The sequence below is a fragment of the Vibrio sp. 10N.222.55.B11 genome (assembly GCF_041473705.1).
GTDB classification, from domain to species: Bacteria; Pseudomonadota; Gammaproteobacteria; order Enterobacterales; family Vibrionaceae; genus Vibrio; species Vibrio crassostreae_C.
Genome location: NZ_JBFRST010000003.1, coordinates 1 through 25,935, shown reverse-complemented (window position 1 = coordinate 25,935; position 25,935 = coordinate 1). Strand labels below are relative to the sequence as shown.

The following is a 25,935-nucleotide window of genomic DNA, read 5'->3' as shown; positions in this document are numbered from 1 at the left end:
CATTTGGCTCTATTGCCATTTACGGTGATAAGCGCCAAGCGTGGTTTGTGTACCTTCAGATACATTCGCCAGTGTCGCATTCCAAGCTTGTTCCACTTGGTATTGTTCTGGGTTCGCTAAGTAGCGATCGATAGCTGCGCGCCAAGTGCGAGTGACTTGTTCAACATAAGCCGGGCTGCGTTGGCGACCTTCAATCTTCACTGAGGCAACGTTTGCCGCGAAAAGCTCAGGCAACATGGATAGCGTGTTGAGGCTGGTGGGCTCTTCAAGTGCGTGATAGCGCTTACGTTCACCATCGATCTCGGCTTCAAAGCGGCCTTTACACAGCGTTGGGTAACCTGCGTTCTCACCTGCTTCATACTTATCGATAAGGATTTCGTTCAAGCGAGACTCGAGGCCAGTTTCTGTTTCTTGCCAGCGAACGTATTTTGCGGGAGAACAAGCACCAACGGTATTTGGTGATTCGCCTGTCATGTATGAAGAGAGGTAGCAACGGCCTTCTGCCATGATGCACAAGCTACCAAAAGCGAATACTTCAAGGTCAACGTCAGAAGTGATGTTACGAGAAAGCTGTTTGACCTGATGAATCGACAACACACGCGGTAGTACGACACGCTTAACGTTGAAGTTTTTATGGTAGAAGTCGATAGCCGCCGCATTGGTCGCAGATGCTTGCACTGATAGGTGCAGTTCGAGATCTGGATACTTATTTGCTGCGTACTCAAGCACCGCGATGTCTGCGATGATCAGCGCATCAACACCCAGAGCAGCGGCGTTGTCTACGGCATTAGTCCAACGGTCGAAGCCATTTGGGTGAGCAAACGTATTTAGGGCAACATGAATTTTCTTGTTGTGGTCATGCACATACTGAACAGCACGATCGAGCTTTTTACCCGCAAAGTTTAGGCCTGCAAAGTGTCGGGCATTGGTATCGTCTTTGAATCCGATATAGACAGCATCCGCACCACAATCAATAGCGGTTTTCAAAGCAGGTAAGTTACCCGCTGGGCATAAGAGTTCCATTTGCTCACTACCAGTAGAATTAAGTTGAAGCGAGCATTTTATGAAGAATTGTGAATGACGGAATTGATGTAAGGCAGGTTTAGATGGATAAATCTGCTTTTACTCCGTTTGAGGTACTGACGAGTGACCGTTTTACATGTTGGCTTGGTTTAAATATGAGGTACTTGATTAGTTCTTATGACGGCGGTTTTGGGCAAACAACTCTTCGACATCTTGTTTTGGTTGCGGACGGTAGAAGTGGAAGCCTTGAATCGAACTACAGTTGAGGTTCGATAGCAGAGTTGCTTGCTCACTGGTTTCGACACCTTCAGCAACCACGGTCAAATCGAGAGATTTACCTAGGTTGATGATGTTTTCAATTACGGTGATTTGCTTTGGTAGGGTATCGATATCAGAGATGAAAGCACGGTCTATCTTAAGCTCATCAATTGGGAAGCGAGCAAGGTAAGACAGTGAAGAGTAACCTGTACCAAAATCATCAATGGAGAGAGCAAAGCCAAGTTTCTTGATGGCGTTAAGCATTTGGAGTGTGTGTTCACTATCACTCATCACCGCACTTTCCGTTAGCTCGAACGTAATCGCACTTGGATCAAGCTCGGTCGAACGCAGTAGCTTTTCCATGTAATCAATCAGTTTCGGGTTACCAAACTGTTCTGGTGAAAGGTTGATAGCCACTCGACCTGGAAGGATACCTTGCATCTTCCAGCGCTTAACCGTAGCAAATACTTCACGCATTACCACTCGGCCAAGTTGTTCAATAAGCCCTGCTCGTTCCGCCACAGGAATGAACGCGGCCGGACTGATATAACCTTCGACAGGATGCTTCCAACGTACCAGAGCTTCAGCGCCGTTGATGGTGAAATCACGGGCATTCACTTTCGGTTGATACCAAACCTCAAGTCCATTTTGTTGCAGTGCTTTTTGGAGCTCTATCTCAAGCCACAGTCGCATACGCGCTTCTTTATTCATCTGTTCGTTGAACTTGATCAGACGATTACGACCACGATCTTTCGCTTCATACATTGCTGTGTCTGCATTTTGCAGCAAGATACGAGCATCAGTACCATCTTGAGGAAAGCTCACACTACCAATAGAGCAGGCTAAGCGCTTGCTAAAGTGGTGAAGATCGAAGGGTTGATTGATCAGGGAAATGATCTTTTCAGCGAGCATTTCAGGTGTTCGCTGATGTTCAGGTTCTGGAAGGATAATACCAAACTCATCCCCGCCTAAATGTCCAATCACGGCCTTACGAGGCAGTAAGCGTTTAAGACGCGAAGCGACCTCTTTAATCACCTTGTCACCGATGTGATGACCAAGTGAGTCATTGATATTTTTAAAGTTATCAATGTCTAAGTAGAGCATCACCACCGGCGTATCGTTGTGAATGAACTGCTCAAGACGCTTAGTAAACCCAACTCGATTGTAGAGTTTGGTCAGTGCATCTATGTAGGCATCTTCACTGTTTGCTGGTGTGTATTGTTTTGCGGTTTCTTGTGCGTCTTGAATAAGCACCAGCTGAGTGTTGCTTCCAAGAACGGTGGTGGAGTCGATGTTGAGCTGGACCTTACGTTCAAAGCCGCATCGCGCACCCGTTAAGCAAACCAAACCAGACTCAGAAATAATAGAGCTGAGGTTATTATTGAAGACTGTTTTGGTTTGTTCATCGATAAATAGGCGTCCCAGCTGTTCGCCAATTAACTCTGTGGTTGAGTTAAAGCCAAGCAGGCGCGCTGCCGCTGGGTTAGATGACAAGATATAGTCACTTTCAACGAGCAGTAATCCGTCAGGGAGTAGTTGAGATAGTTTGTGGAATTTGGCTTCGGATTCTTCTAAAGAACGGACAAGTACTTGGTTTTCTGATGTGTCGAAGGCGTGAAAGACGATGTAGTCGGTTTTGTTGCCATTGGTAAGCGGAGATAGGCTGAAATGAAGGCTGGTATCGAGGTCTGTTTCGTTGAGGGTGACTTCGGCCTCAATCGTTTCGCCACTGAATGCACGCTCATAGTAAGGCTTGAGATGTTGGTAGAACTGTTCGCCCAATGTTTGGCGATCATTCATGCCTGCAAGCTCTGTTTGACTCAAACCAGCAATATCGCAGTAACGCTCATTCACCATAAAATAGTTATGTTGAGCATCAAGTACTGCAAAAAAGAACGGACTATTTGCAGTTAGCTGGGTAAACCAATGTTGTAGTTGTTGGGGAGGCATCAAAGTACTACCAATTCTCCAAGAGCTTGAATATTCACTATCGATAAATATTTATTACTTTTTGTGTGGCTATCGATATTTACCTGTGAGTGCAGCGATCCGCTGTAATTCTCATTACCTGAGTTACTATAACTGTGATTTTCAGGATATTAAAGGTCGAGTATCAAACAGAAGTTAATTTGATACATAACAGTAACTGAGATCTCAACATCATCTATGATGCATTCCATATTATTGACAAAGTTACGGATAAGTCACGTGATAAACAAGATTCGCACTCAACTAGTTCAAAATGCCGCATCAATTTTGCGATCTCCAGTCCAGTTATTGCCTAAAACAGTACAAAAAAGAGCCTTATTGGAGGCGCTTAAGAATGTATTCAAGGAAGCTTTAGAGGACGGTGACTTTGAGTTTTTAGAAGACAAATGGCTGAAAGTCTCAATAAAAGACATGGGGTTAAGTTGGTGTATTAGCTACAAAAATGAGCAACTGGTTGTAGCTGATAAAGAGGTGGTTGAAGATGTAAGCTTTAGCGGCAATCTTAACGATCTTGTGTTGATTGCGGGACGTAAAGAAGACCCAGATACGCTTTTCTTCCAACGTCGACTGTCTATTGAAGGTGATACAGAGCTCGGTTTAGAGGTCAAAAACTTGATGGATAGCGTAGATTTGGACTTATTGCCGACTCCTATGAAAACTTTGTTAAATCAATTAGCTGATTTTGTGCAGAAGGGAGTACAATCCCCAGATACACAAAGTGAGGTAATGAATGCTTATTCGAACTGAAGCACCGGCAGATATACTTGTCATTGATCGTCTATTGAAATCTGTTTTTGAAACGGATGCAGAAGCTAATTTGGTTATGAGCTTGCGTGAGAATAGTCATTTAACGCTATCGCTGGTGGCTTGCTCTGACGAAGGCGAGGTGGTTGGTCACCTGATGTTTAGCCCAATTACCCTTAAAGGTGACGATCACAACTGGCAGGGGCTTGCACCACTTGCTGTGAAAGAAGAGTTCCGCAACCAAGGCATTGCTAAATCACTGGTTGAAGATGCTTTCTCTACTTTGGTTGATTTTGGTTACCCAGCCTGTGTCGTGCTTGGTGATCCTGCCTATTACGGTCGCTTTGGTTTCAAGGCTGCGAGTGAATTTGGTTTGAGCTGCACTTGGGATGTACCTGAAGGAGCTTTCCAAGCTATCGAGTTAGTTGAAGGTGCGCTTGCAGGGCATTCTGGTGAGATTGCTTACAGTCCTGAGTTCAACGACTTATAAGCTGATTTATCACGCAACAAGATACAAACTGATTTAGTCTAAATAAAGGAGCTTGATGCTCCTTTATTTTTTGTTAGTATCAGCCCTGCTCTAATAAGCGCTCTTTCAATAGAGGCAGCTTTCACAAAACTAGTTCTAACAAACTTCTGGTTTCAATAAACTTTGGCTCCAATAAACTTAAGGTTACTACCGCTAGATATGTCACAAACACACGCGCAATACCTACATGAGATGGGCATTAGCCAATGGGAACTAAGTCACCCAGAGCGTTTAGCAGGTTATGAATCTGAATTGACTCCGCTCTCGAGCGATTGCAAGTTACTGTTGGTTTCGCCTGAAAAACCTCAGGAAGATCTCGCCGTGATGTTTGAGCGAGTACTCAAAAGTATCAAGCTCGACTTATCTCAGGCTTTACACCTTCAACCGCAACACTTGTCTACTGTGGATTTAGGTTCGGTTGAGTGGATATGGTTTGCTGGTTGTGAGTCGGCTCAAGAGCTGAAGGCTAAAACACTTCAATCGCCATTACTGTCTGACATTAACGGTAACAACCAACACCGCCGCGACTTATGGCAACAAATTTGTGCTTATGACTAATCAATTTTTACCGACTTCACAACAACACCTAGACGCCATTTGGAAGATAGAGCAGGCCGCGCATTCTCACCCTTGGTCTGAAAATATGATCCGAGATCTTGATAGCCGAGGCGCTTGTCATCATGTCCTTGAAGTTGATGGACAAGTGGTGGGCTATTTCTTCGCGCAAAACATCGTTGGCGAAGTCACATTGCTTAATATCGCGGTAGACCCAAGCCAGCAAGGCAAAGGGTATGGAAAAGCGTTAACGGAACATTTCCTTGATATATGTGAACAAGCTGATGCTGAAAGCGCTTGGCTAGAAGTTCGCGAAAGTAATGTGAACGCGTTTAATCTTTACGAAAAGGCCGGCTTCAACGAAGTTGATCGCCGTCGTAATTACTATCCAACTAAACAAGGCAACGAAGATGCCATCATTATGAGCTATCTTTTTATGTCTTTTAGCTAGTCATGTTACGTCTTTTCGCTAACTAGATAGCTAATCACAAAATTAGCCAAAAAATAGGGTGTAAACTGACCCTTTAGAAAGTGATACGCTTTCTGTATAATCCGCACACAGAATTCAAGGGCAAGTATTATCTACTTGCCCTTTTTACGCTTTAGATCAGCAAAGGGCGACTATGTCTTTCCAACAAGAAGTGAGCAAACGTAGAACGTTTGCGATTATCTCTCACCCGGATGCGGGTAAAACCACGATTACTGAAAAAGTTCTTTTATTCGGAAACGCGATTCAAAAAGCGGGTACCGTAAAAGGCCGTGGCTCTAACCAGCACGCTAAATCTGACTGGATGGAGATGGAAAAAGAACGTGGTATCTCGGTAACTACGTCGGTAATGCAATTCCCATACAATGATTGCCTAGTAAACCTACTAGATACTCCAGGACACGAAGATTTCTCGGAAGATACGTACCGTACGCTAACAGCGGTTGATTCATGTTTGATGGTTATCGATGCTGCGAAAGGTGTCGAGGATCGTACTCGTAAACTAATGGAAGTAACACGTCTGCGTGATACGCCAATCGTAACGTTTATGAACAAACTTGACCGTGACGTTCGTGACCCAATGGAAGTGCTTGATGAAGTAGAGAGCGAGCTAGGTATGGCTTGTGCTCCAATCTCATGGCCAATTGGTTGCGGTAAAGAGTTTAAAGGTGTTTACCACATTCACCGTGATGAAACGATCTTGTATGAATCTGGCCACGGCCACGAGATCCAAGAAGTTCGTATCATCAAAGGTCTAGATAACCCTGAGCTAGATGAAGCAGTAGGTGCTGATCTTGCGGAAAGCGTACGTGAAGAGCTAGAGCTTGTTATCGGTGCTTGTCCTGAGTTTGACCATGAATTATTCCTAGCGGGTGAACTAACGCCGGTTTACTTCGGTACTGCATTGGGTAACTTTGGTGTTGACCACATGCTTGATGGTCTAACGAAATGGGCTCCAGCACCTCAAACGCGTCAAGCGAACGAGCGTGATGTTGAAGCGACAGAAGAGAAGTTCTCTGGTTTCGTATTTAAGATCCAAGCAAACATGGACCCTAAACACCGTGACCGTATCGCATTCATGCGTATCGTTTCGGGTACTTACAACCAAGGTATGAAGATGAACCATGTTCGTACAGGCAAGAGTGTAAGTATCTCTGATGCGGTAACCTTTATGGCGGGTGACCGTGCACGTGCTGAAAAAGCATACGCGGGTGATATTATCGGTCTACATAACCACGGTACTATCCAGATTGGTGATACCTTTACTCAAGGTGAGAGCCTTAAGTTCGCTGGTATTCCTAACTTCGCACCTGAGCTATTCCGTCGTATCCGTCTACGCGATCCACTGAAGCAGAAGCAACTTCTAAAAGGATTAGTTCAGCTTTCAGAAGAGGGCGCAGTACAAGTATTCCGTCCTATGCAGAACAACGACCTGATCGTTGGTGCGGTTGGTGTCCTTCAGTTCGACGTGGTTGTAGCGCGCTTGAAAGCGGAATACAACGTAGAAGCTATCTACGAAGGTGTTAACGTTGCAACAGCTCGTTGGGTTGAATGTGATGACGCTAAGAAACTAGAAGAATTCAAACGTAAGAACCAATCTAACCTAGCGCTAGATGGCGGTGACAACCTGTCTTACATCGCACCAACTATGGTGAACTTGAACCTAGCTTCTGAACGCTTCCCTGAAGTTCAATTCCGAGCGACGCGCGAGCACTAATAGCGACAGTTCTACATAACACTGTTGGATAATATTAAAGCCGAATTGCTTCTAGCATTCGGCTTTTTTGTTACACTAAGAGTACACCGTTTTGATGGAGTAAAGCGTGTTTGATCTCAATTTAGTAAAGCCATTCCTCTCTGTATATCAACAAAGATCGATAACCAAAGCGGCTGAATCGTTAGAGCTAACTCAACCTGCGGTTAGTGCTGCAATCAAGAGGTTTGAAGCGGTGGTAGGCTATGCGTTGTTCGTAAGAGTAGGGCGTTCAATAGAACCAACGTCAATGGCTCACAAATTGGCAGGTCAATTATCTGATGCTTTAGAGCTGATGGAAGGTGCAGTATCAAGAAAGCGTGATTTTACGGTTTATATGCCTGCGAATCTGCTCCACAAAATGCCCATGCTCAATGGTGTTCAGTTAGTTGAATCCCCAATTTCTGTAGAGAATGTTGTCGAGGATATCCGACTCAATCGAGTAGATTTAGTGGTCGATACTGGTTTACCTAAACAGTCAAGTTTAGCGTCTGAATTTGCAACTACTGATAGACTGCTTCTTATGAGTGATCCTGAAAACAGTCAATTTGGTGAGAAGATTTCGATGGATGAGTTTCTTGAAGCACGGCATGTAACCTTGAAGTTACTTCGACAAGATACTCAAATAGTCGACTTTCTTTCCGAAAAGAGCTTCACACGTGATGTGGCAATTGAAGTTCGAAATCTAACTAACTTGATCTTAGCAGTAAAAGGGACTGACTACATTGCTGCGGTTCCGGTTAGCATGATCCAATTAGCAAAAACCATTGGCTTACGGATTCATGAGCCTCCATTTTCAATGCGTCCTGTGGAGTTTGAGTTTTTCTATCACAAGAAGTATCAAACTAATGGGCAACACCAAGAGCTACGAGATGAGCTTAAACAGTTATTAAATAGCTAGAAATCGAAGGCTAAACCGAATTCCACATAGTTTTTGTTTTCAGGGTATATGGTGTAGGTAACGGACGGTTTTACGTACTTCAAGTTAAAGAATACAGCTACTTCGTGATAATGAATGTTGGTCCTAGTTTCATTTCTGATATGTCTAGATCTCGTAGTAGTATCATCTTTAATATAAAAGTCTTGGGTATCTTTTTTGAATCCGATTTCTTGGTTGAATTTGTAAAGAAAGTCAGCATATTGAATCGGGCTCCACAGAGCGCCTGCACTATAATCGAATGTGTCAGAAGCTTTATATGCCAAACATAAGTTTGGGAGACAAGCGTCGAAATCTCTATCCATATAGTTGTAGTTAATGTCACCGTTCAGTGTCCAATTTTCATGAATCAACTTAGCAACAAAAATGCCTGTTGTGATCTCATGTTCGCTGACTTTTACGGTGTTTTCAGTGTAGTACGTGTCCCCTTGCCAGAAAGAATATCCCAACCCTGCTTGCCAATAGTCTTGAGTATCAACCTCTCCAAAAACACGCAATTTATCATTGATTTGATAGTTGATATCAAGTGTAGCGACCGTTTTATCATTGTCTGGGTTTTGAGATAAGCTGACGGAAAAGATATCTGTAAAACGCTCAATAGATTCAACAAGGGTGTCATTTGCAGACGAGTAAAAAGGGAAGGTCAAAGCAAGTATTAATAGAAGGCGTTTCATGTTCAAATTCCGAATCGCTTTCCTTAGCTAGTGTGTAAAAACACCCGATAATAGCGTTCACTATTATCGGGTGAGCGGGTTCAACTCAGGTTGAATTTTAGCCGCGTAAACGTTGTTGAATAGCGGATTTAGCTTTCTGTAGTTTAGTTGGGTCGATAGATTGAAGCTTGCTACGGTCGATGTTTGAACCATCAAACACATGATCGTGATTCTTTGTTTGAATACGTACACCGTCATCTATTTTTGAAACAGTCGCAACCCATTGACCGTTGCCTTTGACTAAAGAGAATTGGTCAGAAGTAACATCGCCTTCCACACGAAGTAGTGTTTTTTCAAAGTCTCCGTTGCCAATAAATACGAGCTCGCCATCTTTGCGTTGGACAGTACCTACCCACTCGCTGGTGTTTTCGTCGATAATGTGGATTTCGCCGTTAATGATCTTAACTGTCAGGTCACGCTCTTCCATTTCAGGACGGTCTTCACCGAAATCTGGAGACCAACGAGGTGTATCATCAAAGTCCATATCTGGGTGCTCTGGAGAGGCTGGGAGAGTAGGTCGTGGGCTATCAATTACAATAGTTCCCTTGCCACTAGTTATCTCAAAACCACTATCCACACGCTCAACAGTTGCTAACCATTCGCCATTCCCTTTAACGATGGCTGCACTGCCGTTAGCTTCTAGGTCACCTTCAACTTTTACTAGAGTTTTTTCAAAGTCGCCGTTGCCACGGAAAATGATCTCACCATCCTTGCGTTGTACAGTACCTACCCACTCACTGGTGTTTTCGTCGATAACGTGGATTTCGCCGTTAATGATCTTAATTGTAAGGTCACGCTCTTCCATCTCGGGACGGTCTTCACCGAATTCAGGAGACCAACGTGGTGTAGCGTCAACATCAACGTCTGGGTGTTGTGGGAGATAATCCACATCATTGTCGCTATTGGAACTAGACGACGTGCTCAAAAGCCCTGCAACCAATGCAGCAGAAGCGGCACCAACTGCAGCCCAAGTACCGTTAGATTGTTTTTCGTAAGTGACGTCATCGATTGTGGCTGTCGTGCCCGGAGTTGCATTCGCGTATTGTTCGTTTAACTTATACTGAACAGAAGCATCGATAGCGTTCATCTGCCCGTCAATAAGTTGAAGTGTTTGTTGGTTTGCTAGCTCTACGTCAACTTGAGGTGCAGAAGCAAAAGCAGGTGCTGCTAATACGCTAGAAATTGATATGGCTAAGAGTGATGCTTTCATAAAGTAGGATCTCGTTATTGAATGGAGCGTCTTGCTATCAATGCCTCCTTGGCAAGTGCGTTTATTATTCTCGGTGGTGAGGTTTTCAACAATATAGCCAGCTAGTGTTAATGTATAAATTGGATTTATGCTTTTATGATATTTTGGCTAATCATTAGGCTTTTAAATGATTTGTATGTGTAGTTTGAGTTCTCTACTTTATGTGTTGGCTTTTCATAAGTATTGATAGAAGGCGCGAGGTAAATATGTTCGGTTGGATAAAAGCTTGGATTAGGAAATACGATAAGTGGTGTGAAGAGCTTGGGCTAACGCCTGAAAACAAGCGCAGTTGTGTTCCTTATCGTCGAGATCCTCAAGGGCAGCAAGCTGAGAGTGGGAAAGATGACACAGCAAACAAGTGATTTTCCGCTATTTGATACACATTGCCACGCAGACTTTGAGGCGTTTGAGCAAGGTTTTACCCATGAGCTGAGCATTGAGGGATATATCAAAGAGGCAAAACAGGCTCAAGTTGAGAAGTTACTCATCCCTTCTATCGGTCAAAATAACTGGCATAAGCTTGAGAAAATTGCGCAATCTCACCCCAATGTTTACCACGCATTAGGCTTTCATCCTTACTTTTTAGAGCAAGCGGATGAGATGCAATTTGAAGAACTTCACCAACTACTCGCATCAAAAACACGTCAGTGTGTGGCCATTGGTGAGTGTGGGTTGGACTTTTTTGTGGATGTGGAACAGGAGAAACAAGAGCGCTTTTTCATCCAGCAAATGGAACTTGCCAAGGCGTTTGACCTGCCTTTAATCATCCATGAGAGGAAGTCTTACAACCGACTTATCGAGCTAATAAAGCAGCATAAGTTCACCTTAGGTGGTGTGATTCACGGTTTTTCTGGGAGTGAACAGCAAGCTTTGGCGTGGATCAAGCTCGGTTTCTATATTGGCGTCGGTGGAACGATAACTTACCCAAGAGCGCAAAAAACACGCACAACCATCGCAAAATTGCCCCTTGAATGTCTGGTATTGGAAACGGATGCTCCGGACATGCCCATGTATGGAAACCAAGGAAATGTTAATCATTCCAAATATTTAGTTACGATCTTAAATGAACTTTTTTTGCTTAGAAAAGAGCCAAAGCAATCGATTGCAGCGCAAATTTGGCAAAATAGCCATCGCGCATTCGGTATATGTGAATAAAATCGAAGGTTTTTGTTTATCGTTTGCGTAAATTGCACTGAGCTTGTGATTTGGGTCACATTTGCGTGTGAATGGTACATGAATCTTCTACGAAAGTGTGAGGACGGCATTACTTTATTAGTGGTCGCATGAGTATAATTGCCTCCGCTTTATAGCCCCATTTTGTAACACGCCAATAAATAACTAATAAGGAAGTCATAAACTATGAGCCTGTTTATGAGCCTAGTCGGAATGGTTGCACTGATCGCAATCGCAGTACTACTATCTGACAACCGCAAAGCTATTAATCTAAGAACAGTGGGTGGCGCTTTCGCTATCCAATTCGCACTTGGTGCATTCGTACTTTACATCCCTTGGGGTCGTGATCTACTTGCAGGTTTCTCTGCTGGTGTAGCAAACGTGATCGACTACGGTAAAGACGGTACTGGTTTCCTATTCGGCAGCCTAGTTAACTTCTCAGTTGACGGTATCGGTTTCATCTTTGCTTTCCAAGTACTACCAACTCTGATTTTCTTCTCTGCACTTATCTCTGTACTTTACTACATTGGTGTTATGCAAATTGTAATCAAAGTTCTTGGTGGTGGTCTTCAGAAAGCTCTAGGTACTTCTCGCGCCGAGTCTATGTCTGCAGCAGCAAACATCTTCGTTGGTCAAACTGAAGCACCTCTAGTTGTTCGTCCATTTGTTCCTAAAATGACTAACTCTGAACTATTCGCAGTAATGTGTGGTGGTTTGGCTTCTGTAGCTGGTGGTGTACTAGCGGGTTACGCATCTATGGGTGTACCTCTAGAGTACCTTGTAGCAGCATCATTCATGGCAGCACCAGGTGGTCTACTATTCGCTAAAATCATCAAGCCTGAAACAGATACGCCAGACGACAACATCGCTGACGAAATGGACGGTGGCGATGACAAACCAGCTAACGTTATCGACGCAGCAGCAGGTGGCGCATCAGTTGGTCTACAACTAGCACTTAACGTTGGTGCAATGCTACTAGCATTCATCGGTCTAATTGCTCTAATCAACGGTATCCTAGGTGGCATCGGTGGTTGGTTCGGTATGGAAAACCTAACTCTAGAACTTCTTCTAGGTTGGATCTTCGCACCGCTAGCATTCATCATTGGTGTTCCATGGGAAGAAGCAACTATCGCTGGTTCTTTCATTGGTCAGAAGACAGTTGTTAACGAATTCGTTGCATACCTAAACTTCGTACCATACGTTGGTGAAAACGCTCAAGTTGTTGCAGCAACTGGTCAAGTGATGTCTGAGAAGACTCAAGCTATCATCGCATTCGCACTATGTGGTTTCGCAAACCTTTCTTCTATTGCGATTCTTCTAGGTGGTCTAGGTGGTATTGCACCAAGCCGTCGCCACGACATCGCACGTATGGGTGTTAAAGCGGTAATTGCTGGTACTCTATCTAACCTGATGGCAGCAACAATTGCTGGCTTCTTCCTATCTTTCTAATCAAGTAGATTTAGATATATAGACGCCATAATAATATCGCCCCGTAGCAAGAAATTGCTGCGGGGCTTTTTTGTTTTTAGGCCTAGTGATTCTTTTGAGATGAGCATAAGCATCAGCTTGAAGTCGATAATGGGTCTAGAATGTTTTTTTGAGATACAAACCGTTTGCGTTCTAAGGAGCACTACAATTTATTGATGGATACCTATAATGTATAAGCTAAAGGGATAGGATGTCTCTGTTGGCAAGAAAGTAACCTCGAAATCAACTCGAACGTTATTCTTCTGGGATTAAGCCAAAATTAGCGATACGCTATAGATGTTAGACACAACATGACTGATTTGTTGTGCCATAGACCAAACTGGTACTGTGCGGTGACAAGGATTGCAATTGGTAGCGAAAGTTATCAAGTCTTCAGGGAACCAAGTCCGTTCATTTGTGGCTACTGAGCATTACTAAAATATCCATCTATACTGGATGGAGGGCGAAGTAGTTAACTATTTGAATATATTGATCGGAGATAGAAATGAGCGATTTAAAAGCAGCAGCTCTACGTGCACTTAAACTTATGGACCTAACTACGCTAAATGACGACGATACTACTGAAAAAGTAGTGGCGCTTTGTCATGACGCGAAGACTGCAGTAGGCAACACCGCTGCAATCTGTATTTACCCTCGCTTTATCCCAGCAGCTAAGAAAGCGTTGCGTGAGCAAGGTACTCCAGAAGTACGCATTGCGACTGTAACTAACTTCCCTCATGGTAATGACGACATCGAAATTGCTGTTGCAGAAACAAAAGCAGCGGTAGCGTACGGCGCAGACGAAGTTGACGTAGTATTCCCATACCGTGCTCTTATTGCTGGCAACGAAGAAGTTGGCTTTGAGCTAGTTAAACAGTGTAAAGCAGCTTGTGGTGACATCACGCTTAAAGTGATCATCGAAACAGGTGAACTGAAAGAAGAAGCACTAATCAAGAAAGCTTCTCAAATCTGTATCGAAGCAGGTGCAGACTTCATCAAAACTTCAACAGGTAAAGTGCCAGTAAACGCGACTCCAGAGTACGCGCGCATGATGCTTGAAGTTATCCGTGACATGGGCGTTGCTAAAACAGTTGGTTTCAAACCAGCTGGTGGCGTACGTACTGCTGAAGATGCAGCACTATACCTAGCAATGGCTGATGAGCTACTAGGCGCTGAGTGGGCAGACAACATGCACTACCGTTTTGGTGCTTCAAGCCTACTAACTAACCTTCTTAATACATTAGAAGTGACAGACCAGACTGCTGATCCAGCAGCATACTAATATCCCAATCGGGTGTAACAAGATTTAGTCTGTTTGATGGAGTGGCGTTAAGTCACTCCACATTACCTCTTTCCCTACAAACCATACTCACTAGAGTTTGGGAGGCACTAATGTATCTACCTCAAGAAATTATTCGCAGAAAACGTGACGGTGAAGTCCTAACAGCTGAAGAGATTAACTTCTTCATTCAAGGCGTAGCTAAGAACACGGTTTCTGAAGGCCAAATTGCAGCATTCGCAATGGCTATCTTCTTTAATGAAATGACAATGCCAGAGCGTATCGCACTAACGTGTGCAATGCGTGACTCAGGCATGGTGATTGACTGGAGCCACATGAACTTTGATGGCCCAATCGTTGATAAACACTCTACTGGTGGTGTTGGCGACGTTACTTCTCTGATGCTTGGCCCAATGGTGGCAGCATGTGGCGGTTTCGTTCCAATGATCTCTGGTCGTGGTTTAGGCCACACTGGCGGTACGCTAGACAAGCTGGAATCTATTCCGGGTTACAACATTACACCAACCAACGATGTGTTCGGTGAAGTAACGAAAGATGCTGGCGTGGCTATCATCGGTCAAACAGGCGATCTAGCTCCTGCTGACAAGCGTGTTTACGCAACTCGTGATATCACAGCAACAGTCGATAACATCTCGCTGATCACGGCTTCAATCCTATCTAAGAAACTGGCTGCGGGCCTTGATTCTCTAGTGATGGATGTAAAAGTAGGTTCAGGCGCATTCATGCCGACTTACGAAGCATCTGAAGAGCTAGCGAAATCTATCGTTGCAGTAGCAAACGGTGCGGGTACTAAAACAACAGCAATCCTAACGGACATGAACCAAGTGCTGGCTTCTTCAGCGGGTAACGCAGTAGAAGTTCGTGAAGCGGTTCAGTTCCTAACGGGTGAATACCGTAACCCTCGCTTGTTAGAGATCACTCTAGCATCGTGTGCTGAAATGCTGGTGCTCGGTAACCTAGCTAAAGACTCAGACGAAGCGCGTGAAAAACTGATGGCAGTACTGGATAACGGTAAGGCAGCAGAGTGCTTCGGTAAAATGGTAGCGGGCCTTGGTGGTCCAGTTGATTTCGTAATGAACTACGATAACTACCTAGAAAAAGCAGACATTATTAAGCCAGTGTACGCGTTAGAAAGCGGTGTGGTATCAGCAATGGATACTCGTGCAATTGGTATGGCTGTGGTTGGTATGGGCGGCGGTCGTCGTGTAGCAACTGACAGCATTGATTACGCAGTCGGTTTTGATCACTTCATTCGCCTAGGTGAAGTAGCAAGTGAAGATAAGCCATTAGCAATGATTCATGCTCGTAACGAACAACAGTGGCAAGAAGCTGCAACTGCATTACAAAATGCAATCACTGTGGGCGGAGAATATACAGCAACGCCAGACGTTTACCGTCAGATTCGTTCTGAAGACGTGTAAATAACAGATATCGGTATGCCTCGCGTATACCGATAAACAGAGTTCTGGTGCAAAGAGCAATAAGTTGGTGAAGAAAATGAAAAGAGCATTTATTTTAGTTTTAGATTCATTCGGTATCGGTGAAACAGCGGATGCAGACAAATTTGGTGATGTAGGTTCTGACACTATGGGCCACATCGCAGATCATTGTGACCAAGGTCTTGCAGACAATGCAGATCGTAAAGGTTCACTGACGCTGCCAAACCTGTCTAAGCTAGGTCTAGCGATGGCTCACAAAGAGTCTACGGGTCGTTTTGCTCCTGGTATGGATGCAGACGCTGAGATCATTGGCGCTTACGGTCACGCTGCTGAGCTGTCTTCTGGTAAAGACACGCCATCAGGTCACTGGGAAATCGCAGGTGTTCCTGTACTGTTTGACTGGGGCTACTTCACCGACAAAGAGAACAGCTTCCCAAAAGAACTGACTGACCGCATCCTTGAGCGTGCAGGCCTGTCTGGTTTCTTGGGTAACTGCCACTCATCTGGTACGGAAATCCTAGATAACCTAGGTGAAGAGCACATGAAGACTGGTCTGCCAATCTTCTATACTTCTGCAGACTCTGTTTTCCAGATCGCTTGTCACGAAGAGACATTCGGCCTGCAAAACCTATTAGATCTTTGTCAGATTGCTCGTGAAGAGCTAGAAGATTACAACATTGGTCGTGTTATCGCTCGTCCGTTCATTGGCCCAGGTAAAGGTCAATTCGAACGTACTGGTAACCGTCGTGACCTTTCTGTTGAGCCACCTGCAGCTACCATTCTTCAGAAGTTGGTTGATGAGAAGGGCGGTAACGTTCACTCAATCGGTAAGATCTCTGATATCTACGCGGGTTGTGGCATCACTCAGAAAACCAAAGCAACAGGTATCCCTGCGCTATTTGAAGCAACCAAAGATGCGATCAATGAAGCGGGCGACAACACTATCGTGTTCACTAACTTCGTTGATTTTGACTCAGCTTACGGCCACCGCCGTGATGTTGCTGGTTACGCAGCGGCACTTGAGTACTTCGATGGTCGCATCAATGAAATCATCGATATGATGAAAGAAGACGATGTGCTTATCTTAACTGCTGACCACGGTTGTGATCCGACATGGCCAGGTACAGACCATACTCGTGAGCACATCCCTGTGATTGTTTACGGTCAGAAGGTTCCAGCCGGTTCTTTAGGCCGTCGCGATACATTTGCTGATATCGGTCAAAGCTTAGCGTCATACTTTGGTACATCGCCAATGGGACACGGTACAAGCTTTCTATAATAGTTAACGAAGAGAGAGGGAAACTTCTCTCTTCTTTTTTTGTTTTGAGATTAAGGATATTTTCAATGGCTACTCCACATATTAATGCTGAAATGGGTGATTTCGCTGACGTAGTTTTAATGCCAGGCGATCCGCTACGTGCTAAATACATCGCTGAAACCTTCTTAGACGAAGTGGTTCAAGTGTGCGACGTTCGCAACATGTTTGGTTACACCGGTACTTACAAAGGTCGTAAGGTTTCGGTAATGGGACACGGTATGGGCATTCCATCTTGTTCTATTTACGCGACTGAGCTTATCAAAGACTTTGGTGTGAAGAAGATCATTCGTGTGGGCAGTTGTGGTGCAGTGAGCGAAGATATCAAAGTGCGTGATGTGGTGATCGGTATGGGCGCATGTACTGACTCTAAAGTGAACCGTATTCGCTTTAAAGATCATGACTTTGCGGCGATTGCGGATTACAAAATGGTGCGCGCGGCAGAAGATGCAGCCAAAGCTCTCGGTGTCGGCGTAAAAGTCGGTAACCTGTTCTCGGCTGAGCTGTTCTACACGCCAGATCCAGAGATGTTCGAAGTAATGGACAAATACGGCATTGTTGGCGTAGAGATGGAAGCGGCTGGCATCTATGGTGTATGTGCTGAATACGGCGCAAAAGCTCTAACGATCTGTACTGTTTCTGACCACATCAAGACTGGTGAGCAAACGACATCAGATGAACGTCAAACGACTTTCAACGACATGATGGTTATCGCACTAGACTCAGTGTTGCTTGGTGACCAAGAATAATCTTGATTTGTCTTAGCTTGATAAGTTAACAGATAACAAAAAGCCCCGTTGCTGCCTGAGCGTCGGGGCTTTTTATTGGATTGCTGTATTTATTCTGAGTCTAGTATTTATTGTCAGCCTAGTGTGTTTATGAGCTTACATTTTTCAATAGTAAGTTCTCACCAGACTTAGTTGGTCTTCTGCGAATCAGCATGATGAACAACACGCCACTCACAAACCCCATCAACACCATACCGATCATGTAGCGATCACTTTTGCGGTAGTGGTGATCAGAAATCGCCGTCATCTTACCGGTTTCAAAAGTCACTCGAATAAAGCCGATGATCGTTTTCTCTGGAGAATAAATAGGTTCAACTAACTGTTGTCTGCCGATACTTGCTGTTGAAAGTGGTGTATCTAAGCCAAGAACCTCACGTACCGAGAGGGCTTTTTCGCTCGAAGCCAGTCGAATACCCTCTGCATCATAGATGGTGGTATCGAACACCAGTCGGTCTTGAGATAGCTGGTTAGTCAGATCAAGCAATCGCTCTTGGTCTTGTTGCGTGATCATCTTGCTGGCTGAAAGTGATGCCTGAGAGATAAGCAGCTTGGTAAGAGTTTCCAACTGTTTTGCTTGGATCTTCTCGTTACCTTTACTGATCACGACCGTATTTTTAATCGTTACAACGAACATGGTAGCCAACAAAATGAGGGCTAGCATTCGTAAAGCGTTACGTATTGAGAACAATGATTCATTCATGTTTCACGAAGCCTGAAATAAACAAATGTTATGATTAAGACATATTGAGACTTGCGTTTTCAAATTGCAATAGGTTAACGTTTAGCATAGTTAATTAGGAATCATACACATGGACGCTCAGAAATATCTGCCGATAAAAAGGCATACGACATTATTAACTCGACTCCCCGAGACTCGTTTCGCTTCTCAACTCGCTAAATCCAAGGCCAATTGGATTGTGTTTGGTGAGTACCTATCTCCACAATCTTTCGATGACATCGACTTTTTCACTGGCACTTACAACACCATCCTCGATACGTGGAAGGTTGGGCATTATGAAGTGGCTTTGATGTCAGGCAATCTAACGCCAGCACACGAAGAAATCCTCCAAGCGCTAAAGCTTGATTATGCTTGCCTTAGCGAGGTTCCAGACTTATCTAAGCCAGGTTTGATCGTGATGGATATGGATTCCACAGCGATTCAAATTGAATGCATCGATGAGATTGCCAAGCTAGCTGGAGTGGGAGAGTTAGTCTCTGAAATCACAGAACGAGCAATGCAAGGCGAGCTCGACTTTGAACAGAGCCTACGCCAGCGAGTAGGAGCACTGAAAGGTGCGGATGAATCGATATTAGAGCAAGTGCGTCAGTCATTGCCATTCATGCCAGACTTGGTCGGGCTGGTGAATACTCTAAATAAGCTTGGCTGGAAAACGGCGATTGCATCAGGCGGTTTTACTTACTTCTCTGACTACCTGAAAGATACCCTTGATCTAGACCATGCTCAATCAAACACGCTTGAGATCGTCAACGGTAAGTTGACGGGTGAAGTCTTAGGCGATGTTGTTTCGGCGCAGACCAAAGCGGATATCTTGGTAGAGTTGGCTGAAGAGTACGAATTGGAACTACATAATACCGTTGCCGTTGGTGATGGTGCCAATGACTTGGTGATGATGGGCTCTGCAGGTTTAGGCATTGCCTACCACGCAAAACCAAAAGTAGAGCAGCAAGCTCAAACTGCTGTTCGTTACGCAGGTTTAGGCGGTGTGCTGTGTATCTTGTCGGGTGTATTGGCTAAGCAACAGAAGATCAGCTGGCAAGCGAAACCTTAGGGGCTCTACCTAAGTGCTATTGGCGATGTATCTTATTTAGCAATAGTGGCTCAGACACAAAAAAAGCAGGCTATCAGCCTGCTTTTTCAATTTTCATGCTTAAGTTAATACGCCACTCGAGGCTAGCGTGTTAGCTCCAATCGAATCAGCACTTCATCGGTAATGTCCTCTATCTCGCCATAACCGATAAACGCCGTCACCTCATTCTCTAGCTTCTTAGCTTGATGCATACTGATGCGTGAAAGCTCTTCTAAATCCGACTGGAATAAACTCGTTAGCGGATTAAAGATAGGTGCCGTGGTGACTCGCAATACATACACATCACCTAAGTGCTGCGCTTTCTTGATGAATAAGATGCGTTCCTTTGCTGAGGTGAAGTCTTTGACCAACTTGGTGTGTACCGACTGGATTTTGTCGCCAAACTTCACTGCAGCAATGTACACGTCATGATGCTTAGGCTCCGCACCTTCAATTCTTTTTAGTGGCTCAGCCAACAGTGAGTTGGTGTGACCCTTGAAGATTGGCTCGAGTGAGAACTTTTGGTTGTGACCAAGTTTAGCAAGTAACGTTAGATGCTTATTCAGTGGGAAATTCACACCAATGATCTTACAGCGCAGCGTTGAACTTGGCTTATCAATGAATATTGGGTTACTGACCATCTTGCTCAACAAAATGTTGTGCAGTGATTCGAGTAGCGAATGTGTTGGCAGTATCTCTTGCTTCTTAATCAGCTTACTTTGGTTTTGATCGATAAGCCCATTAAGGAAAGCGATGGTACGCATTGTCTTGGCGTTCTCGGCAATAACCAACTGCACGTTGCGACCATTCGGACTCACTCGAATTACGTGGTAAGGCACTGTGCTCAGTGGCAGGTTCTTGTCATAGAGCTGCAGTTCATTGAAGTTCACTAATACCGGATCATTAATCTTGAGTACCATTGGGTGTTCAAGGCTAATGCTCAGTCCACGCTTCGAAATATCTAAGGTGTGTCCGTTCGCCGCTGCGCCATCTTGTGATGTAAGTTGCAACGGTGACTTAAATTGGTATCTCGGCTCTTTACGACGAGTCTGAGAGTCAAAGTAGATGCTTTGAATATTGCCGACGACAGTACGCGGGTGACGGAAGCGGTTCAATTCACTGCTTGGAATGCGTGGCTTTTCACTCAGAAGATAGTCCGCCGCACTTTCGTGATCGCCAATCTCTTGCAAGATTCCGCAATGAGTCAGTTGAGCTGAGCTTTGAGCCAGCGTATCCGAGTGTTTAGCTAATGCTTGTCGCTCAGTGTCTGAAAGTTCGAAAACCGAGAACTTGAACGCCTTCCAACTTTTACGTTTGCCACCGATGTGCCAGAACAGCTGTCTTTGTTCACGAGAGGCTTCAGGCAGCATCATTGAATAGAACAAGGTCTTGTTTTGGTGTTCATGGGTAAAAGAGTAGATAACGTTACTGGTTCCCTTCACTCCTGGTTTCGCCAACAGGTTCATACGTTGCTCGTTGAACAGGGTACCCAGCGCTTGTTGATTTCGTTCGTCGTGCCAATATTGCCATAATGGATGGTTGTTATCCGTCAGTAGGGCAAGCTTTAGTTCGCTGCCGCTGAAAAACAGGGGTAGGTTACAAGTATGCTTTAGATAGGTATGTTCGATTCCTCGAGTACGAGTTCGAATAATCCTATCTTGATTCTCATGGCTGGTTTTCTTACTGGTGCTATTTAAAGACTCATCGAGTAAGCGAGCCACAATATTGTTGTCGCTTACCTTGATGGTTCTTAGAAATTTGACCGCGTTGTTCTCATAAGATTCGTCGATACCCAAAACACGAAATTCAACCGCTTGGTTAACATCGTTTTCTTGGGACTTTTCGATAAGCTCTGAGAACTTAACGCTGATGATCTCGCCGAGGTTGTATCGAAAGGCGCTCGGTACTTTGAACTTTGCACCCGACGGGGAGATATCAACCGTTACACCATGTAGGCTTTGCCCTTTCGATGTGGTGATCTCGACCTGCGAGCTAATCTTGAGTCTGTTCTCTTGGCGTTTTAAGTCGTAACCTAGGTTAATAGCTTCCGCTTCGTACGGGCTATTGGCGCTAGTAATGTCGTGGTTACCTTGAGAAGATGTTTTAACAACGCTCAGAGGCTGAGTTCGCGGAGTCATTACTAACTCCCATGCGCCTTCTGTGTAACCTTTAAACTTTTTCGTACCACGTTGATATGCGTTTAAAGCGATATCATCGAGCCAGTGCTTACGGCCATCGAGAGTGAACTGACGACACTCATTATCAATACGCCCGCGTAAATCAATGCTCTTTGTACACGGAGCCATGATACGATTCAGTTCCATTTTAACGAGCAGCTTCAGAGACGGCGATTCCCCTTCTGTCATTTGAGAAAGAAGGAATTCGAAATCTTCGGCGTGGTAAGCCGGGATTAAACGTTCTGCTACAGATAGAATTTCAGATTGCTGCATACTTTTCTTGTTAGAATGGACGGTGCGTTTATGTTATCGACTAGTTTAAATCGATCTTTAAGTATAAGTGGTATGACTGCAACTTTTATTTTCATCCGTACGGTCAAATAAGTCACAAATTGACAACATTATTGTGTAATTGAGTAAATTATTGAGGTTTTATGGCGAAGGCAAAGCGAGCTTATGTGTGTAATGACTGTGGTGCCGATTTTCCACGTTGGCAGGGGCAGTGCAATGCATGTGGTGCTTGGAACACGATCACAGAAGTTAGGTTAGCCGCTTCACCTCAGGTCGCACGTAATGAACGATTGAGTGGTTATGCGGGCGGTGCAACTGAATCTTCGGTTCAAACGCTGTCAGAAATCGATCTGCAAGAAGTCCCACGTTTTAGCAGTGGCTTTAAAGAGCTAGACCGCGTACTTGGTGGTGGTGTCGTACCGGGTGCTGCGATCCTGATTGGTGGTAACCCGGGTGCCGGTAAATCAACGCTGCTATTACAAACCATGTGTCAGCTTTCTTCTCAATTACCGACTCTCTATGTAACCGGGGAAGAATCTCTGCAACAAGTCGCGATGCGTGCGTCTCGACTTGGATTGCCAAAAGAGCACCTAAAGATGCTCTCAGAAACGAACGTGGATAAGATTTGTCAGGTTGCAGAGAAAGAACAACCTAAGATCATGGTTATCGACTCGATCCAAGTTATGCACGTTGCGGATGTTCAATCTTCTCCGGGCAGTGTTGCACAGGTTCGTGAATCGGCAACCGCATTAACGCGCTACGCAAAACAGAATAACGTTGCTGTGTTCTTAGTTGGACACGTAACTAAAGACGGCACCTTAGCAGGGCCAAAAGTACTTGAGCACATTATTGACTGTTCTGTTTTATTAGATGGCGGAACCGATAGCCGTTTTAGAACGCTACGCAGCCACAAAAACCGTTTTGGTGCAGTGAATGAACTGGGTGTGTTTGCGATGACAGGCCAAGGGCTAAAAGAAGTCAGCAACCCATCCGCTATCTTCTTGTCTCGTGGTGAAGAAGAAACCTCGGGCAGTTCTGTCATGGTGGTGTGGGAAGGGACGCGTCCACTTCTTGTCGAAATCCAAGCGCTGGTGGATTATTCACAGCTGGCTAACCCACGTCGTGTCGCTGTCGGCCTAGAGCAAAACAGGCTTTCTTTGTTATTAGCGGTGCTGCATAAACACGGCGGCTTACAAATGGCTGACCAAGATGTGTTTGTGAATGTCGTCGGTGGTGTTAAAGTAACCGAAACCAGTGCTGATCTTGCGTTGGTGATGGCTCTACTTTCTAGTTTCAGAGACCGCGCATTACCAAAAGATGTGGTGGTATTTGGAGAAGTAGGCCTAGCGGGTGAGATTCGACCTGTACCGAGCGGACAAGAGCGTTTAAATGAAGCATTTAAACACGGCTTTAAGAAAGCGATTGTACCGGCGGCTAACATGCCTAAAGGTGGCATTCCAGGAATGCAGATCCACGGTGTGAAAAAATTATCGGAAGCAATTAATGCTTTTGATGAGTTGTAATTGAACTCACTTCAGCTACTCTATACAGCAGCAATTCAGCCTAACCTTAACGCCGATTAGGCTTTAGTTTAGCACTATAATTAACAATCATTTAGATTGTTACTACTGAGTGCCTTTTTCTATATGTTAGAAAAAGGCAAAGTTTTTTAGTCCCAAATGCATGCAAAGCTATCAGTCTTCACAGATTGTGATATACTCTGCGCGCATTTTATATCCTATTAACAGAGTAAGACAATGGCAGATTTATCGAAATACAGAAACATTGGTATTTTCGCGCACGTTGATGCGGGTAAAACAACTACCACTGAGCGTATCCTTAAGCTAACTGGTCAAATCCACAAGACTGGTGAAGTACATGATGGCGAATCAACGACTGACTTCATGGAACAGGAAGCTGAGCGCGGTATTACTATCCAATCAGCAGCTGTAAGCTGTTTTTGGAACGATCACCGTCTAAACGTTATCGATACTCCTGGACACGTTGACTTCACAGTTGAAGTATACCGTTCTCTTAAAGTTCTTGATGGCGGTATCGGTGTATTCTGTGGTTCTGGTGGTGTTGAACCTCAATCAGAAACTAACTGGCGCTACGCTAACGAATCAGAAGTATCTCGTCTGATCTTCGTTAACAAACTAGACCGTATGGGTGCAGACTTCTACAACGTTGTTGATCAAGTTAAAAACGTTCTAGGTGCAACTCCTCTAGTAATGGTTCTACCAATCGGCCGTGAAGACGAGTTCGTTGGTGTTGTAGACCTACTAAGCCGTAAAGCATACGTTTGGGATGACACTGGTCTTCCTGAAAACTACGAAATCAAAGATGTTCCAGCGGACATGGTTGATGACGTTGAGCAATACCGTGAAGAGCTAATCGAAACTGCTGTAGAGCAAGACGATGACCTAATGGAAGCTTACATGGAAGGTGAAGAGCCTTCTATTGAAGACGTTAAGCGTTGTATCCGTAAAGGTACTCGTGATATCGCATTCTTCCCAACGTTCTGTGGTTCTGCGTTCAAGAACAAAGGTATGCAACTTATCCTTGATGCTGTAGTAGATTACCTACCAGCACCAACTGAAGTTGACCCTCAGCCTCTAATGGATGAGAACGGTGAAGAAACTGGCGAACACGCTATCGTTTCTACAGATGAGACTTTCAAAGCGCTTGCATTCAAAATCATGGATGACCGCTTCGGTGCTCTAACTTTCGTTCGTATTTACTCTGGTAAACTGAACAAAGGTGACACGATTCTTAACTCATTCACTGGCAAGACTGAACGTGTTGGCCGTATGGTTGAGATGCAAGCTGATGACCGTAACGAACTAACTAGCGCACAAGCTGGTGACATCATTGCGATCGTTGGTATGAAGAACGTGCAAACTGGTCACACTCTATGTGATCCTAAGCACCAAGTAACGCTTGAGCCAATGGTATTCCCAACTCCAGTAATCTCAATCGCTGTATCTCCAAAAGATAAAGGCGGTTCTGAGAAAATGGGTATCGCTATCGGTAAAATGGTTGCAGAAGATCCATCTTTCCAAGTTGAGACTGACGAAGAGACTGGCGAAACTATCCTGAAAGGTATGGGTGAACTTCACCTAGACATCAAGGTAGATATCCTTAAGCGTACATACGGCGTTGACCTAACTGTAGGTGCTCCTCAAGTTGCTTACCGTGAAACTATCACTCAAGCAATTGAAGATAGCTACACGCACAAGAAGCAATCTGGTGGTTCTGGTCAATTCGGTAAGATCGATTACCGTATCAAACCAGGCGAAGCAGGTTCTGGCTTCAAGTTCAACTCTGTAGTTGTGGGCGGTAACGTTCCTAAAGAATTCTGGCCTGCAGTTGAGAAAGGCTTCGCATCTATGATGGAAAACGGCGTACTAGCTGGCTTCCCAACTCTAGACGTTGAAGTTGAACTTTTCGATGGTGGTTTCCACGCAGTCGATTCATCTGCTATCGCATTTGAAATCGCAGCGAAAGGCGCATTCCGTCAATCTATGCCTAAAGCTGGCGCGCAACTTCTTGAGCCAATCATGAACGTTGACGTGTTCACTCCAGACGATCACGTTGGTGATGTTATCGGTGACCTTAACCGTCGTCGTGGCATGATCAAAGATCAACAAGCTGGCGTTACTGGTGTTCGTATTAAAGCTGACGTACCTCTTTCTGAGATGTTCGGCTACATCGGTCACCTACGTACTATCACTTCTGGTCGTGGCCAATTCTCTATGGAATTCGCACAATACGCACCATGTCCAACTAACGTTGCTGACGAAGTGATTGCAAAAGTTAAAGCAGAAAAAGAAGCTGGTAAGTAATTAGCCCTTTTCTCAATTAGCTAAAAAAGCCCCGCAAGTGAAAGCTTGCGGGGCTTTTTATTGCTTGTAACATACTGCGAGATGCGAGATGCGAG

At 44.6% G+C, this 25,935-nt stretch carries 22 protein-coding genes; 16 read left to right on the top strand and 6 right to left on the bottom strand.

Annotated features, from left to right (window positions below; genetic code table 11):
* Positions 1-9: 9 nt before the first annotated feature.
* Both AB4503_RS00525 and AB4503_RS00515 read right to left on the bottom strand, forming a co-directional pair.
* Complete coding sequence (locus tag AB4503_RS00525; protein WP_017068227.1) at positions 10-1,023, bottom strand: peptidase U32 family protein; 1,014 nt, start codon at positions 1,021-1,023, stop codon at positions 10-12.
* A 168-nt stretch (positions 1,024-1,191) separates the two neighbouring features.
* Positions 1,192-3,231, bottom strand: coding sequence for a bifunctional diguanylate cyclase/phosphodiesterase (locus AB4503_RS00515; RefSeq protein WP_017059239.1), 2,040 nt, complete (start codon positions 3,229-3,231; stop codon positions 1,192-1,194).
* 258 nt (positions 3,232-3,489) lie between these two features.
* Between AB4503_RS00515 and AB4503_RS00510 the strand changes: the two genes are divergently transcribed.
* From AB4503_RS00510 to AB4503_RS00485, 6 genes are all read left to right on the top strand, one after another.
* Positions 3,490-4,017 carry an SCP2 domain-containing protein gene (locus AB4503_RS00510; RefSeq protein ID WP_029235120.1) on the top strand — a complete coding sequence of 176 codons (528 nt, stop codon included), beginning with the start codon at positions 3,490-3,492 and terminating at the stop codon, positions 4,015-4,017.
* A complete protein-coding gene (locus AB4503_RS00505; RefSeq protein ID WP_017059241.1) occupies positions 4,001-4,504 on the top strand; it encodes a GNAT family N-acetyltransferase in 504 nt (167 codons plus the stop codon). Before AB4503_RS00510 ends, AB4503_RS00505 begins: the two co-directional genes overlap by 17 nt.
* A gap of 198 nt (positions 4,505-4,702) precedes the next feature.
* Positions 4,703-5,101, top strand: a complete 399-nt coding sequence (locus tag AB4503_RS00500) for a DNA polymerase III subunit psi (protein ID WP_017063280.1) — start codon at positions 4,703-4,705, stop codon at positions 5,099-5,101.
* On the top strand, positions 5,094-5,549 hold the full coding sequence (gene rimI, locus AB4503_RS00495) for a ribosomal protein S18-alanine N-acetyltransferase (RefSeq protein ID WP_372113342.1): 456 nt from the start codon (positions 5,094-5,096) through the stop codon (positions 5,547-5,549). The genes AB4503_RS00500 and rimI overlap by 8 nt, the downstream gene beginning before the upstream one ends.
* A gap of 172 nt (positions 5,550-5,721) precedes the next feature.
* Positions 5,722-7,302 carry a peptide chain release factor 3 gene (prfC, locus tag AB4503_RS00490; protein ID WP_017059244.1) on the top strand — a complete coding sequence of 527 codons (1,581 nt, stop codon included), beginning with the start codon at positions 5,722-5,724 and terminating at the stop codon, positions 7,300-7,302.
* Between the two features lie 106 nt (positions 7,303-7,408).
* Positions 7,409-8,239, top strand: a complete 831-nt coding sequence (locus tag AB4503_RS00485) for a LysR family transcriptional regulator (protein ID WP_017059245.1) — start codon at positions 7,409-7,411, stop codon at positions 8,237-8,239.
* Here AB4503_RS00485 and AB4503_RS00480 read toward each other — a convergent pair.
* Entirely contained in the window at positions 8,236-8,949 is a 714-nt protein-coding gene (locus tag AB4503_RS00480) for a hypothetical protein (protein WP_372113340.1), read from the bottom strand. The two genes, AB4503_RS00485 and AB4503_RS00480, sit on opposite strands and share 4 nt — an antisense overlap.
* 97 nt (positions 8,950-9,046) lie before the next feature.
* A complete protein-coding gene (locus AB4503_RS00475) occupies positions 9,047-10,198 on the bottom strand; it encodes a hypothetical protein (RefSeq protein WP_372113339.1) in 1,152 nt (383 codons plus the stop codon).
* Between the two features lie 245 nt (positions 10,199-10,443).
* On the opposite strand from AB4503_RS00475, the gene AB4503_RS00470 reads away from it, so the two are divergent.
* The 7 genes from AB4503_RS00470 to deoD all read left to right on the top strand — a co-directional run bounded on the left by AB4503_RS00470 (position 10,444) and on the right by deoD (position 17,680).
* Positions 10,444-10,599, top strand: a complete 156-nt coding sequence (locus AB4503_RS00470) for a DUF5363 family protein (RefSeq protein ID WP_171732460.1) — start codon at positions 10,444-10,446, stop codon at positions 10,597-10,599.
* Positions 10,580-11,392 carry a TatD family hydrolase gene (locus AB4503_RS00465; RefSeq protein WP_372113337.1) on the top strand — a complete coding sequence of 271 codons (813 nt, stop codon included), beginning with the start codon at positions 10,580-10,582 and terminating at the stop codon, positions 11,390-11,392. The genes AB4503_RS00470 and AB4503_RS00465 overlap by 20 nt, the downstream gene beginning before the upstream one ends.
* 204 nt (positions 11,393-11,596) lie before the next feature.
* Positions 11,597-12,859: a NupC/NupG family nucleoside CNT transporter gene (locus AB4503_RS00460; protein ID WP_017058833.1), complete on the top strand. Its 1,263-nt coding sequence runs from the start codon at positions 11,597-11,599 to the stop codon at positions 12,857-12,859.
* Positions 12,860-13,382: 523 nt separating this feature from the next.
* The gene (gene deoC, locus AB4503_RS00455) at positions 13,383-14,159 is read left to right on the top strand and encodes a deoxyribose-phosphate aldolase (RefSeq protein ID WP_010436196.1); all 777 of its coding nucleotides are present in this window, start codon (positions 13,383-13,385) and stop codon (positions 14,157-14,159) included.
* Positions 14,160-14,269: 110 nt separating this feature from the next.
* Positions 14,270-15,598 carry a thymidine phosphorylase gene (gene deoA, locus AB4503_RS00450; RefSeq protein ID WP_017063283.1) on the top strand — a complete coding sequence of 443 codons (1,329 nt, stop codon included), beginning with the start codon at positions 14,270-14,272 and terminating at the stop codon, positions 15,596-15,598.
* A 76-nt stretch (positions 15,599-15,674) separates the two neighbouring features.
* A complete protein-coding gene (locus AB4503_RS00445) occupies positions 15,675-16,895 on the top strand; it encodes a phosphopentomutase (RefSeq protein WP_102331945.1) in 1,221 nt (406 codons plus the stop codon).
* 65 nt (positions 16,896-16,960) lie between these two features.
* Positions 16,961-17,680: a purine-nucleoside phosphorylase gene (gene deoD, locus AB4503_RS00440; RefSeq protein WP_102331946.1), complete on the top strand. Its 720-nt coding sequence runs from the start codon at positions 16,961-16,963 to the stop codon at positions 17,678-17,680.
* Between the two features lie 127 nt (positions 17,681-17,807).
* Here deoD and AB4503_RS00435 read toward each other — a convergent pair whose 3' ends face one another.
* A complete protein-coding gene (locus AB4503_RS00435) occupies positions 17,808-18,419 on the bottom strand; it encodes a YtjB family periplasmic protein (RefSeq protein ID WP_076655999.1) in 612 nt (203 codons plus the stop codon).
* Between the two features lie 109 nt (positions 18,420-18,528).
* Between AB4503_RS00435 and serB the strand changes: the two genes are divergently transcribed.
* A complete protein-coding gene (serB, locus tag AB4503_RS00430; RefSeq protein WP_017058828.1) occupies positions 18,529-19,509 on the top strand; it encodes a phosphoserine phosphatase in 981 nt (326 codons plus the stop codon).
* A gap of 122 nt (positions 19,510-19,631) precedes the next feature.
* On the opposite strand, the gene AB4503_RS00425 is transcribed toward serB, so the two are convergent.
* Positions 19,632-21,977 (bottom strand): PilZ domain-containing protein, encoded by a 2,346-nt coding sequence (locus tag AB4503_RS00425; protein WP_372103582.1) that lies wholly within the window; start codon positions 21,975-21,977, stop codon positions 19,632-19,634.
* 161 nt (positions 21,978-22,138) lie between these two features.
* Here AB4503_RS00425 and radA point away from each other — a divergent pair, with 161 nt between their 5' ends.
* Together radA and fusA are read left to right on the top strand one after the other, a co-directional pair.
* Positions 22,139-23,518, top strand: a complete 1,380-nt coding sequence (gene radA, locus AB4503_RS00420) for a DNA repair protein RadA (protein WP_017063288.1) — start codon at positions 22,139-22,141, stop codon at positions 23,516-23,518.
* 234 nt (positions 23,519-23,752) lie between these two features.
* Positions 23,753-25,840 carry an elongation factor G gene (fusA, locus tag AB4503_RS00415; protein WP_017058825.1) on the top strand — a complete coding sequence of 696 codons (2,088 nt, stop codon included), beginning with the start codon at positions 23,753-23,755 and terminating at the stop codon, positions 25,838-25,840.
* The last annotated feature ends 95 nt before the right edge of the window (positions 25,841-25,935 follow it).